This window comes from Clavibacter capsici (genome assembly GCF_001280205.1).
Lineage (GTDB): Bacteria > Actinomycetota > Actinomycetes > Actinomycetales > Microbacteriaceae > Clavibacter > Clavibacter capsici.
Genome location: NZ_CP012573.1, coordinates 1,138,585 through 1,150,642, shown reverse-complemented (window position 1 = coordinate 1,150,642; position 12,058 = coordinate 1,138,585). Strand labels below are relative to the sequence as shown.

Annotated in this window: 14 protein-coding genes; 6 read left to right on the top strand and 8 right to left on the bottom strand. The window is 75.1% G+C overall.

The annotated features are described in order from the left end of the window. Nucleotides 1-4: 4 nt before the first annotated feature. Nucleotides 5-688: a YflT domain-containing protein gene (locus AES38_RS05510; RefSeq protein WP_053774128.1), complete on the bottom strand. Its 684-nt coding sequence runs from the start codon at nt 686-688 to the stop codon at nt 5-7. Between the two features lie 58 nt (nt 689-746). On the opposite strand from AES38_RS05510, the gene AES38_RS05505 reads away from it, so the two are divergent. The 3 genes from AES38_RS05505 to AES38_RS05495 are packed head-to-tail and all read left to right on the top strand — an operon-like array spanning nt 747 to nt 3,790. Next, nucleotides 747-2,093: a magnesium transporter MgtE N-terminal domain-containing protein gene (locus tag AES38_RS05505; RefSeq protein ID WP_053774127.1), complete on the top strand. Its 1,347-nt coding sequence runs from the start codon at nt 747-749 to the stop codon at nt 2,091-2,093. Next, complete coding sequence (locus AES38_RS05500; protein ID WP_053774126.1) at nt 2,077-2,625, top strand: DUF1003 domain-containing protein; 549 nt, start codon at nt 2,077-2,079, stop codon at nt 2,623-2,625. The genes AES38_RS05505 and AES38_RS05500 overlap by 17 nt, the downstream gene beginning before the upstream one ends. After that, nucleotides 2,615-3,790 (top strand): Mrp/NBP35 family ATP-binding protein, encoded by a 1,176-nt coding sequence (locus AES38_RS05495; RefSeq protein WP_053774125.1) that lies wholly within the window; start codon nt 2,615-2,617, stop codon nt 3,788-3,790. Before AES38_RS05500 ends, AES38_RS05495 begins: the two co-directional genes overlap by 11 nt. A gap of 91 nt (nt 3,791-3,881) precedes the next feature. On the opposite strand, the gene AES38_RS16250 is transcribed toward AES38_RS05495, so the two are convergent. Continuing rightward, nucleotides 3,882-4,004 (bottom strand): hypothetical protein, encoded by a 123-nt coding sequence (locus AES38_RS16250; protein WP_255414062.1) that lies wholly within the window; start codon nt 4,002-4,004, stop codon nt 3,882-3,884. Between the two features lie 115 nt (nt 4,005-4,119). Between AES38_RS16250 and AES38_RS05490 the strand changes: the two genes are divergently transcribed. Then, entirely contained in the window at nt 4,120-5,037 is a 918-nt protein-coding gene (locus AES38_RS05490; protein WP_053774124.1) for a LysR family transcriptional regulator, read from the top strand. A gap of 24 nt (nt 5,038-5,061) precedes the next feature. On the opposite strand, the gene AES38_RS05485 is transcribed toward AES38_RS05490, so the two are convergent. Further along, on the bottom strand, nt 5,062-5,436 hold the full coding sequence (locus tag AES38_RS05485) for a twin-arginine translocase TatA/TatE family subunit (RefSeq protein WP_053775682.1): 375 nt from the start codon (nt 5,434-5,436) through the stop codon (nt 5,062-5,064). A 151-nt stretch (nt 5,437-5,587) separates the two neighbouring features. Here AES38_RS05485 and AES38_RS05480 point away from each other — a divergent pair, with 151 nt between their 5' ends. Beyond that, nucleotides 5,588-6,220: an O-methyltransferase gene (locus AES38_RS05480; protein ID WP_053774123.1), complete on the top strand. Its 633-nt coding sequence runs from the start codon at nt 5,588-5,590 to the stop codon at nt 6,218-6,220. An 81-nt stretch (nt 6,221-6,301) separates the two neighbouring features. Here the strand turns inward: AES38_RS05480 and AES38_RS15425 are convergent, their stop codons facing one another. The 3 genes from AES38_RS15425 to dapE form a co-directional block, all read right to left on the bottom strand. Then, nucleotides 6,302-6,475, bottom strand: coding sequence for a DUF3117 domain-containing protein (locus tag AES38_RS15425; protein WP_012037866.1), 174 nt, complete (start codon nt 6,473-6,475; stop codon nt 6,302-6,304). A 147-nt stretch (nt 6,476-6,622) separates the two neighbouring features. Beyond that, nucleotides 6,623-7,855, bottom strand: coding sequence for a hypothetical protein (locus AES38_RS05475; RefSeq protein ID WP_053775681.1), 1,233 nt, complete (start codon nt 7,853-7,855; stop codon nt 6,623-6,625). Then, entirely contained in the window at nt 7,837-8,934 is a 1,098-nt protein-coding gene (gene dapE / locus AES38_RS05470) for a succinyl-diaminopimelate desuccinylase (protein ID WP_053774122.1), read from the bottom strand. The genes AES38_RS05475 and dapE overlap by 19 nt, the downstream gene beginning before the upstream one ends. A gap of 80 nt (nt 8,935-9,014) precedes the next feature. Between dapE and dapD the strand changes: the two genes are divergently transcribed. Further along, nucleotides 9,015-10,001, top strand: coding sequence for a 2,3,4,5-tetrahydropyridine-2,6-dicarboxylate N-succinyltransferase (gene dapD / locus AES38_RS05465; protein ID WP_053774121.1), 987 nt, complete (start codon nt 9,015-9,017; stop codon nt 9,999-10,001). Nucleotides 10,002-10,019: 18 nt separating this feature from the next. Here dapD and AES38_RS05460 read toward each other — a convergent pair whose 3' ends face one another. Beyond that, a complete protein-coding gene (locus tag AES38_RS05460) occupies nt 10,020-10,853 on the bottom strand; it encodes a PP2C family protein-serine/threonine phosphatase (RefSeq protein WP_053774120.1) in 834 nt (277 codons plus the stop codon). Then, on the bottom strand, nt 10,850-11,914 hold the full coding sequence (locus AES38_RS05455) for an FHA domain-containing protein (RefSeq protein WP_053774119.1): 1,065 nt from the start codon (nt 11,912-11,914) through the stop codon (nt 10,850-10,852). Before AES38_RS05455 ends, AES38_RS05460 begins: the two co-directional genes overlap by 4 nt. Between the last annotated feature and the right edge of the window lie 144 nt (nt 11,915-12,058).

Sequence of the window (12,058 nt, the reverse complement as noted above, 5' to 3'; positions counted from 1 at the left end):
GGCGTCAGGAGCCTGATGCGCCCTGCTCGCCCACGGGCCGGTCCGTCGACGTCGGCGGCGCGGTGGGCTCGGGGCCGTCGGACCCGCCCTGCTCGGACCCGCCCTGCTCGGGCACGCGCTCCCCGTACCGCCCCACGGGACGCGACGCGGGCGCGGCGGCCGGCGGCGTCGCCACGACGGGCTCGCCGTGCACGGACGTGCCCCCGTCGCCGATGCCGAGCACGTTCCGCGCGCGGTTGAGCGAGTCGGGCTCGACGACCACCGAGTAGCTCGTGGCCGTGACCTGCATCACCGAGGTGAAGTCGCGGCGGCGGCGCGTGATGCTGTAGCTGACGATCCCGTAGATGGCGCCGAAGCCGACGCCGATGATCACCGCGCCGACCACCACGGAGAAGTTCGGCACGGGCGAGAAGAGGAAGGTCACGAGCCCGAGGAAGAGGCCGAGCCATGCGCCGCTCGCCGCTCCCGCGACCGCGGCCCGGGCGGAGGTGAGCTTGCCCGTCACCCGCTCGACGCTCGTGAGCTCGTTGCCCACGATGCTCACCTGCGTGACGGGGAAGTCCGCCTCGGCGAGCGTGACGACGGCCTTCTGGGCCTCGTCGTAGGTCTCGTAGGTGGCCACGGGCTCGCCCTGGGGCAGCTTCGGCATCCGTGCGCGGGAGGGGCGTCCGAGGAGGGGGTTCGTCACCCCTCCAGTCTTCCACGGGGGGCCGGGCGGGTGCTGGGCGAGCGACTAGATTGACTCTGTGAGCGCCTCCCGAGTCTTCGTCGCCCGGCTCGCCGGGTGCAGCGTGTTCGACCCCGCAGGCGACCGCGTCGGCCGCGTGCGCGACGTGCTCGTCGTCTACCGCAAGGACGACCCGCCGCGCGTCGTGGGCCTCATCGTCGAGATCCCCGGCAAGCGCCGCGTGTTCCTCTCCATCGGGCGGGTCACGAGCATCGGCTCGGGGCAGATCATCACCACCGGCCTCATCAACCTGCGCCGGTTCGAGCAGCGCGGCGGCGAGGTGCGCGTCATCGCGGAGGTCCTCGGCCGACGCGTGCGGATGCGCGACGGATCCGGCACCGCCGTCATCGAGGACGTCGCGATCGAGGAGTCCGGCCAGGCCGAGTGGGAGGTCTCGCAGCTCTTCTGCCGCCGTCCCCGCACGAGCCCCTCCCCCTTCGCGAAGGGCGCCACCATCTTCGCGACGTGGGACGAGGTCGCCGAGCTGCAGGACGCGGGCGTCGCCCAGTCCGCCTCGCAGTTCCTCGCCGCCTACTCCGACCTGCTGCCCGCCGACCTCGCCAACACCCTGCTCGACCTGCCGCAGGCCCGCCGCCTGGAGGTCGCCGAGGAGCTGCCCGACGCGCGCCTCGCCGACGTGCTCGAGGAGATGCCCGAGGCCGAGCAGGTCGAGATCATGGCCACGCTCGACGACGACCGCGCGGCCGACGTGCTCGACCAGATGCAGCCCGACGACGCGGCCGACCTCATCGCGCAGCTGTCGGACGAGCGCGGCGAGACCCTGCTCGAGCTCATGCAGCCGGAGGAGGCGGACGACGTCCGCATGCTCCTCAGCTACGCGCCCGACACCGCGGGCGGCCTCATGACCACGGATCCCGTCATCGTGTCGGGGGACGCGACCGTCGCCGAGGGCCTCGCCCTCATCCGCCGCCACGAGCTCGCGCCCACGCTCGGCGCCGCGGTGTGCGTCACGCTGCCGCCGTACGAGCCGCCCACGGGACGCTTCCTCGGCATGGTGCACTTCCAGCGGATGCTGCGCTACCCGCCCCACGAGCGCCTCGGAACCCTGCTCGACCAGGGCCTGGAACCCGTGCGCGCCGACACGAGCGCGGCCGAGGTGTCCCGCATCATGGCGAGCTACAACCTCGTCTCGGTGCCCGTGGTGGACGAGAACCACCGCCTGGTCGGCGTCGTCACCATCGACGACGTGCTCGACCACCTGCTGCCGGACGACTGGCGCAGCGCCGACGCGGAACGCGAGACGCGCAAGCGCGCGACCGCCCGGTTCCACGGCACGGCCACGGCCGCCATCCCCACCGCAGGACCACGACGAGGACGGAGGATCCCCCGTGGCACGGCAGAGTAACCGCGACGTCCGCCTGGACGCCCCCAAGGGGCTCCGCACGACCGTCCTCCCGCTGCGCAACCGCGCGAGCCGCGACCGCTTCGGCCGCTTCACCGAGTCCATCGCCCGCGGCATGGGCACGCCGTGGTTCCTCGTGGGCCTCACGGCGTTCTGCGTCGCGTGGATCGGGTACAACACGTACGGACCGGAGTCGGCGCGCTTCGACTCGGCGGCGCTCGGCTTCACCGCGCTCACGCTGATCCTGTCGCTGCAGGCGTCCTACGCGGCGCCGCTCATCCTGCTCGCGCAGAACCGGCAGGACGACCGCGACCGCGTGCAGATCGAGCAGGACCGCCAGCGCGCCGAGCGCAACGTGGCCGACGTCGAGTACCTCGCCCGGGAGGTCGTGTCGCTCCGGCTGCAGATGAAGGACGTCGCCTCGAAGGACTTCATCCGCGCCGAGCTGCGCCAGCTCCTCGAGGAGCTCGACCGCCGCGACGACCCCGAGGCGGACGACGCCGAGGGCACGGCCCGCAGGACGCATGGCCGCTGAGGCACCCGGCGTGGTCCCGCTCACGGCGGACGCGGTGCGGCGCGCGCTCGCGGGCGTCGTCGACCCCGAGATCCGCCGCCCCATCACCGAGCTCGACATGGTCTCCGACGTGCGCGTCGAGGACGGCGGGGTGGCGCACGTCGACATCGCGCTGACGATCGTCGGCTGCCCGGCCGCGACGTCCATCGAGCGCGACGTGCGCGAGACGGTCGAGGCGGTGCCGGGCGTCGCGCGGCTGGAGCTCACGGTCGGCGTGATGAGCCCGGAGCGGCGCCGCGCCCTCACCGAACGGCTGCGCGGGCCGGCGGCGAAGCGCGGCATCCCGTTCGGCCCCGACAGCCTCACGCGCGTCTACGCGGTCACGAGCGGCAAGGGCGGCGTGGGCAAGTCCACGCTGACGGCCAACCTCGCGGTCGCGCTGGCCGCGAAGGGCCTCGCGGTCGGCCTCGTCGACGCGGACGTGCACGGCTTCTCGATCCCCGGGATCCTCGGCCTCGTGGACGCCGACGGACGCACGGCCCCGCCCACGCGCGTGGGCGACATGATCCTGCCGCCCGTCGCGCACGGCGTGAAGGTCATCTCGATCGGCATGTTCCTCGATCCGGACGCCGCGGGCGGCACCGCCGTCTCCTGGCGCGGACCCATGCTGCACCGCACGATCCAGCAGTTCCTCACCGACGTGTTCTTCGGCGACCTCGACGTGCTGCTGCTCGACCTCCCGCCCGGCACGGGCGACGTCGCGATCACCGTCGGGCAGCTCCTCCCCCACGCGGAGGTGCTCGTCGTCACGACCCCGCAGCCGGCGGCGGCCGACGTCGCCGAGCGCAGCGGCCTGGTCGCCCGGCAGACGGGCCAGCGCGTGGTGGGCGTGGTCGAGAACATGGCGGGCTTCGCGCAGCCCGACGGATCCGTGCTCGAGCTCTTCGGCGCGGGCGGCGGCGAGGAGGTCGCCAGGCGGCTCTCGGCGGGCCAGGACACCCCCGTGCCGCTCATCGCGAGCGTGCCGCTGAGCGTCGCGCTGCGCACCGGCGGCGACGCGGGCGCGCCCATCGTGCTCGCCGACCCGGCGGACCCGGCGGCGCGGCGGATCCAGCAGGTGGCGGACCACCTGGCCTCCCGCGGTCGCGGCCTCGCCGGCCGGCGACTCGGCCTCTCCGTCTCCTAGTCCGCGCCGCCACGCGCGACACCGCCCGGACGGACGAGGAGGACGGCAGCCCGCGGGCTGCCGTCCTCCTCGTCCGTGCGTCGGGCGTCGACTACACGTGGCTGCGGTGCGTGCGCGTCGGCACGGCGCGGTAGCCGTCGCGGGCGGTGACGACGACGGTGCCGGCGATGGCGGAGACGGAGAGGGCGGCGACGGCGATGAGGAAGACGGTCATGGTGGTGCTCCTGCGAGAAGGCGGATGGCGGCGCATTCCGCCGCACCACCATGAGACCACCCGCCACCGTTCAGGACAAGCTCATAGTCCTTGCCTGGTTGTGTAGCCTGCCTTCATGGACATACGCCGCCTCGAGCTCCTCCGCGAGCTGGCCGACCGCGGCAGCGTGGGCGCCGTCGCGCGCGCCGCCGGACGCACCCCGTCGGCCGTCTCGCAGCAGCTCAAGGTGCTCGAACGCGAGGCGGGCGTGCCCCTCACCGAGCGCTCCGGGCGCGGGATCGTGCTCACCGACGCCGGCCGCGCGCTGGCCCGCACGGCGACCGACATCGCGGTCGCCGTGGCCCGCGCCGAGGCGCTGTGGGAGGACTTCCGGCACCAGCCCTCGGGCGAGGTCACGCTCGCGACCTTCCCCACGGCGGCGCAGATGCTGCTGCCGGGGCTCCTCGACCGGGTCGCGGCGATCCCCGACCTCACGCTGCGCGCCAGCGACCGGGATCCGGCCTCCCGTGCCTTCGCCGACCTCACCGCCGACTTCGACGTCGTCATCGCCCACTCGCTCGCGGGCGCCGGCACGTGGCGGGGGCTCGGCCTCGTGATCGTGCCGCTCATGGTCGAGCCGCTCGACGTGGCGATGCCCGCCGACCACCGCCTCGCGGGCCGGGCGTCCGTCAGCCCCGCCGACCTCAGCGGGGAGCCGTGGATCGGTGTGCCGCAGGGCCTCCCGTTCGACCGGATCCTCCTCGACATCGAGCAGGCCGTGGGCGCGCCGGCGCGGGTCGTGCAGCGGTTCAGCGACACCCGGATCACGGAGTCGCTCGTGGCGTCGGGCCACGGCATCGCGCTGCTGCCGCGCTACACGGCCGGCGAGCACGACGGCGTGGTGGTGAAGCGGCTGTCCGGGGTCGCCTCCAAGCGTCACCTGCACGTGCTGCTGCGGCCGGATCGCGCCGAGCGCCCGTCGGTGCGGGCGGTGGTCGACGCACTCCGGGAGGAGGCGCGCGCGGTGGACGCGCGCTTCAGCGGCGCGGCCTGACCCCGAGAGGGACCGGGGATCGCGTCAGGTGGCCTCGGCGTCGAACGGCGCGGGCTGCGCGGAGGCCGCGGCCGCCTCGCGCTCGAGGCGCTGCCGGCGGGCGACGGTGGTCTCGACGGGGACGCGCGGCTTCGTGACGACCGGCTCGTCCTCGAACAGCGCCTCCTTGATGATGCGGCGCGGGTCGTACTGGCGCGGGTCGAGCTTCTTCCAGTCGACCTCGTCGAACTCCGGCCCCAGCTCGTCGCGCATGCGCTCGCGCGCCCCGGTCGCCATGCGCCGCGCGGCCTTCACCAGGTCCGCGAGCTTCTGGGTGTAGACCGGCAGCCGCTCGGGGCCGAGCAGGAACACGGCGATGATGCCGATGAGCATCAGCTTCTCGAACGTCAGGCCGAACATGATCACAGGCTAGTCGGTCGATGCCCGATATCCGCCCGGGCGCAGGGTCCGGTCAGCGCTTCGCCTCCCCTCGGGCCTCGGCGGACAGGCCGCCGGTCGGACGGCCGCCCGCGGGCCGATACCCTGGGGACCCGGAAGAGGGAGGTGCCGCGTGTCCGACCAGGAGACCGGGTGGAAGTTCGCCGAGGACGTCGTCGTCGAGGACGAGCACATCGCCCTGGCCCGCCAGCACTCCCGCGAGCTCGGCATCGAGGCCGTCTCCCCCGCCGTCGGCGCGCAGCTCTCGCTGCTCGCGGCCGCGACACGCGCCACCAGCGTCATCGAGATCGGGACGGGGGCCGGCGTCTCCGGGCTCTGCATCTTCCGCGGCGCGCCCCGCGCGATCCTCACGAGCATCGACGTCGAGTTCGACCACCAGCAGGCGGCCCGCGAGATCCTGGCCGACGCCGAGGTGCCCGCGAACCGGGTGCGCCTCATCACGGGTCGCGCGCTCGACGTGCTGCCGCGGATGAGCGACGCGAGCTACGACCTCGTGCTCGTCGACGCGGATCCCGCGCAGGTCATCGAGTACGTCGAGCACGGCCTGCGGCTCGCGCGCACGGGCGGGCTGGTGCTCGTGCCGCACGCCCTCTGGCGCGGCCGCGTGCAGAACCCCGCCGCGCGCGACGCGCAGACCGCCGCGTTCCGCACGCTCGTGCAGGAGACGGCGGGATCCGGCGCCGTCGTCGCGTCGCTCTCGCCCGCGGGCGACGGCCTGCTGCAGATCGCGAAGACCGGCCGCTGACCCCGCCGGGCCGCCGCCCGGAGACAGCACCGCCCGCCCCGTCGTCGACGGGGCGGGCGGTGTCGCGTGATGCGCTCTCGACTAGCTCGCGCTGGTGACCGCGGCGAGGGCGTCGTGAAGCTCCTTCGCTTCGGCGTCGTTGACGGAGACGACGAGTCGTCCGCCTCCCTCCAAGGGCACGCGCACGATGATGAGCCTGCCCTCCTTCACGGCCTCCATCGGTCCGTCGCCGGTCCTGGGCTTCATGGCTGCCATTCGGCTCCCCTTTCGTGGATGTGCCTCCATTATCCCGCATGGACGCGCACGCCGATGAACGCGCGACCGCGTGCTACGGCCGCCGCGCCCCCGACGGGGCTGCGGAGGGGGCGCGGCCGGATCCCCGGCGGGATGCGGGCGGCGGGATCACGGCGGCGTCCAGTCGCCGGCGGTGGCGCGCCAGACCAGGTCGATCCAGATCCACTGGCCGGCCACCATGGCGAGCACGACGCCCACGCGGTACGCGCGCGAGCGGGGCACGGCGAGCGCGCCGGCCAGCGGGATCATGGGCAGCAGCAGGCGGAAGAGGCTCGACTGCGGGAAGAAGACGGCGAAGAGGTAGAGGCCGTACGCGGCGAGCCAGATGCGCAGCTCGGGACCGAGGGCGCGCACGGAGGGCCGCGTGAGGATCAGCGCGAAGGCCGCCACGACGAGCACGACCGCGACGGCGCCCCCGACCCCGCCGATCCAGAAGTCGCCCGCGTCGAACCACGCCTCGAACGGGACGAGGTGGCGGTAGCCGACGTACGCCGCCCGCCAGGAGAGCTCGGTGTCGGTGTACGCGGTGAACGAGCCCGTGCGGATCCACGCGATCACGGGCCACGCGGCGCCCGCGGCCGCCGCCGAGGTGGCCGCGAGGACGAGCCGGGCCCGCTCCCCCGCGAGGAACGGGTCGCGTCGCGCGGTCGCCAGGCGGTGGGCGCCGTGCAGCATCAGGGCGAGCGCGAACGCCAGCCCGAGCGGCCGCGTGAGGGCCATGACCACGACCACGGGCACGAGCAGGAGGTACCGGCGTTCGACGAGGAGGAGCAGCGCGGTGACGAGCAGCAGCGTCTGCAGGCTCTCGGCGTACGCGATCTGGAACATGGGCGACACGGGGGCGACGCACACGATGACGATCGCCAGCATCGTGGACGACGGCGAGAGGAAGCGCGCCAGCAGGCGGTGCAGGACCAGCACCGCGCCCGCCCCGGCGACGACGGAGACGGCGACGCCCGCCACCTCGAAGGGCGCGCCCGTGGCGTCCTGGATCGCGCGCACGAGGGCCGGGTACACGGGCATGAACGCCCAGGGGTTCGCCTGCACGTGCCCCGCGGCGTCGACGGGGAGGACCGTCGGGTAGCCGAACGTGGCGATGTCGCGGTACCAGCCGGCGTCCCAGAAGGTCGCGAACTGGAGGTAGGACGGCGAGGCGGGGGCCCACGGGGTGCGGATCTGGCTGCGGGCCGACACGAGCATCAGCACGGTCGTGAGCACGCGGCTCGCGAGGTAGACGCCGAGGACGGCGGCCCACCAGGGCAGGCGGGCCGCGGGTCGGTCGTCCGGCAGGTCGCGCGTCGCCGGGCGCCCGACCGGCCGGGTCAGCGCGCGGTCAGCCACGCCCGGAGGCCGCGCTCGCACGACGTGATCTGGGACACGTCGACGCGCTCGTCGTCGTGGTGGGCGAGGAGCGGATCGCCGGGGCCGTAGTTCACGGCGGGGACGCCGAGCGCGCTGAAGCGGGCCACGTCGGTCCAGCCGTACTTGGGGCGCGCCTCGCCGCCGACCGCGGCGAGGAACGGCTGCGCGATCTCGGCGTCGAGGCCCGGGCGCGCGCCCTCCGCGAGGTCGACGACGGTGACCTCGAAGCCCGGGAAGAGGCTCGTCACGTGCTCGACGGCCTCGGCGCCGGAGCGGCTGGGCGCGAAGCGGTAGTTGACGTGGACCATGGCCTCGTCCGGGATGACGTTGCCGGCGATGCCGCCCGTGACGCCGACGGCGTTGAGGCCCTCGCGGTACACGAGGCCGTCGACCTCGACCTCGCGCGCCTCGTAGGCGGCGAGCGTGGCGAGCACGGGCGCGATGCGGTGGATCGCGTTCTCGCCCACCCAGGAGCGGGCCGAGTGCGAGCGCCTCCCGAACGCGCGGACCTCGACCCGGAGGTTGCCGTTGCAGCCGCCCTCGATCTCGGCGCGGGTGGGCTCGCCGAGGATCGCGAAGTCTCCCTCCAGCAGGTCCGGCCGGGTGCGGGCGAGGCGGCCGAGGCCGTTGAGGCTGTCGGACACCTCCTCGTGGTCGTACCAGATCCAGGTGATGTCGTAGGCGGGATCCACGAGCTCGGCCGCCAGCACGAGCTGCACGGCGACACCCGCCTTCATGTCGACGGTGCCGCGGCCCCAGAGGTACTCGACGCCGCCCTCGTGCTCGGTGCGCGTGGGCAGGTTGCGGTTGAGGGGCACCGTGTCGATGTGGCCGGCGATGACGACGCGGCGGTCGCGGCCGAGGTGCGTGCGGGCGACGACCGCGTCGCCGTCGCGCACGAGCTCGAGGTGCGCGCAGCCGGCGAGCGCGCGCTCGATGGCGTCCGCGAGCGCGGCCTCGTCGCCGGAGACCGACTCGATGTCGCAGATGGCGCGGGTGACCTCCACGCTCCCCGCCGTGAGGTCGAGCTCGGGCACGGGGGGCGTCGCGGTCGGCATGCGGATCATCCTAGGTCGGCGGCGGGACGCGGGCCTGGGGAGGACCCGGGACGGCGCACGGCGATCGGTACGCTGGCCGCATGGCCTCCCCCGCTTCGCCCTCGTCCGCCGCGCCCGCCACCGGATCCGCCTGGGGCTACGGCCTCGCGACCGTCGCCTCCGACGGGACCGTGCTCGACACCTGGTTCCCGGCGCCCGAGCTCGGGTCGCTGCCCGCCGGCCGGGACCGCTGGATCGCCCCCGCCTGGATCGAGGAGCTCGCCGTCGCCGACCCGCGCCGCGGCGTGACGGTCGACATCGTGACCGTCGAGATCGACCTGCAGGCGCCGCCCGCGTCCACGCCCGACGCCTACCTCCGCCTGCACCTGCTGAGCCACCTGCTCGTCGCGCCGAACACGATCTCCCTCGACGGGATCTTCGGCCAGCTGCCCATCGTCGTGTGGACCAACGCCGGCCCCGTGCACCCCGACGACTTCGACCGGCTGCGGCCGTCGCTCCAGCGCGCCGGCATCGCCGCGCACGGCGTCGACAAGTTCCCGCGCCTCCTCGACTACGTCACGCCGGACCGCGTGCGCATCGCCGACGCGTCGCGCGTGCGGCTGGGCGCGCACCTCTCCCCCGGCACCACCGTGATGCACGAGGGATTCGTGAACTTCAACGCCGGCACGCTCGGGTCGTCCATGGTCGAGGGGCGGATCTCGCAGGGCGTGGTCGTCGGCGACGGCTCCGACGTGGGCGGCGGCGCCTCCATCATGGGCACGCTCTCGGGCGGCGGCACGGAGCGCGTCGTCATCGGCGAGCGGGCGCTGCTCGGCGCCAACTCGGGCGTCGGCATCTCCATCGGCGACGACAGCGTCGTGGAGGCCGGCCTCTACGTGACGGCCGGCACCAAGGTCCGGCTCGCGGGCGAGGCTCCCACCGCCGACGGCACCGCACCCCAGGTGAAGGCCGTCGAGCTGTCCGGGCGGCCGGGGATCCTGTTCCGCCGCAACTCGCTCACGGGCGCCGTCGAGGCGGTGCCGCGTCGGGGCGGCGGGTCGATCCTCAACGACGCCCTGCACGCGTAGCGCGGGCCGGCCGCCGGCTCAGCGCCGCAGCCCGCGACGGCGGGGCGTGGCGGCGTCCGCGGGCGGGTCGATCCGCAGCACGTCCACCACGACGGCCGTGACGTTGTCGCGCCCGCCGTTGTCGAGCGCGTGCTCCACGAGGTCGCGCACGGCCGTCGCCGCGTCGTCCGCCCGCAGAAGGTGCCCGCGGATCTCCGCGTCCGCCAGCTCCTTCGTGAGCCCGTCGGAGCAGACCAGGAGCCGCAGCCGCGCGGTCACGGGCAGCAGCCAGTAGTCGGCCTCCGCCGCGTCGCCGACGCCCACCGCGCGCGTGATGATGTTGCCGTCCGGGTGCCGGTCGGCCTGCGCGCGCGTGATGCGGCCGGCGTCCACCATCTCCTGCACGACGGAGTGGTCGACCGTCACCTGCTCGAGCACGTCGCCGCGCAGCTGGTAGACGCGGGAGTCGCCCACGTTGAACACGGCCCAGTACGGCCGGTCGGAGACGAGCGTGAGGCACGCGCCCGTGACGGTCGTCCCGGCGTGCAGCTCGAGGTCGCCGGTCTCCTCGCGGATGTCGTCGACGGCCAGCTCGAGCGCGGGCTCCACGCCCTCGGGATCCGCGAACCCGCCCTCGGCGCGGCCCTGCTCCTCGGCGAGGCGGCGGATCACGGCGTCGCTCGCCACGTCGCCGGCCGCGTGGCCGCCCATCCCGTCCGCGACGACGAAGTACGGCACGGCGGCGAGGAGGCTGTCCTCGTTGTGGTCGCGCCGGAGGCCCCGGTCGGTGGCGGACGCCCAGCCGAGCACGAGCGTCCGGCCGTCGGGCAGCTCGAGGGCGCGCTCCGCGACGTCGGCGCCGATGGCGGTCATCGGGCGGCCAGGATCTCGAGGACGACGCCGTCGCCGATGTCGACGCGGGTGCCGGGCACGACCACGAGCGACTCCCCCGGCCGGAGCGCCAGGCGGTCCGCCCCGGGCACGAGCACCGCGGTGCCGTTGGTGGAGCCCAGGTCGGTGACGACGATCGCGTCGGACTCCTGCCGGATGGCGACGTGCGTGCCGGATATCTCGCCGAGCGGCGACGCCACGGTCACGAGACGCGGCTCCGGTCCCCGGCTGACGCGCGGCGGACGCGGGCGGCGCCCCACGATCAGCGGCGGGTCCAGCGGGATCCGCTCGGCGTCCGCCGCGTGCGCGCCTGCCGCGCCGGGGACGGGCGCCGCGCGGCCGTGGAGGATGCGGACGGCGTGCACGACGCGGGCCACGGGCTCGTCAGGCACGTCGGGCGCGACGGGTATCGCGGCCGTGGCCACGCTCGCGGACCGCGCGCGGGCGGCGGCCTCGGCGTCGTCGACCAGGGCGGTCCCGGCGGCAGGAGCCGCGGACGCGGGTACGGGCACGGCGGGTCGCGCGGGGTCGCCCGACGCCGCCTCCGCGGGGTCGTGCGCGCCGAGCCGCCAGGTCACGGCGTCCGAGGCGACCGCGCCGGCCACCAGCGGGAGCGCGCCGGGGAGCGCGACGGATGCGGATCCCCCGGCGCGCCCGACGCGGTACGCGCGCACGCGGTCGAGCGCGGCCAGGTAGAAGGGGAGCACCCCGCGGGCGTCGACGCGGCGCGGGCCGTCCTCGTCGCCGTCGTCCGCGTCGACGACGGCGTCGCCCCGCAGCACGATCTGGAGCCGCGCGCCCTCCGGCCCCGCGCCCTCGTGGACGACGACCGCGAAGGACGCGACCTCGTCGGGGCCGCGCAACGGCAGGGCCGCGACCAGCGACTCCGCGACGGCGGCCGGATCCGACGCCACCCGCCACAGCTCCTCCACGATGCGGGCCGGAGCGCCGTCGGGCAGCAGGACCACCGCTCGGGGCGTGACGACCGCGACCGCGGAGGATCCCGCGCCGACGCGAGCGGATCGGTGGGAGCCCTCGCTCACGTCATCGGCTCCATCGAGGGTCGGCGCCCGGACGGGCGGTGGGCGCCGGGCCTCGGGCGGCCGGACGCGCTGAGAGGGATCCTACCGCGCGCGCTGCCCCGGCCGAGGGGCGGCGCCGTCGGCGGCCACCGGGTCGGCGGAGGG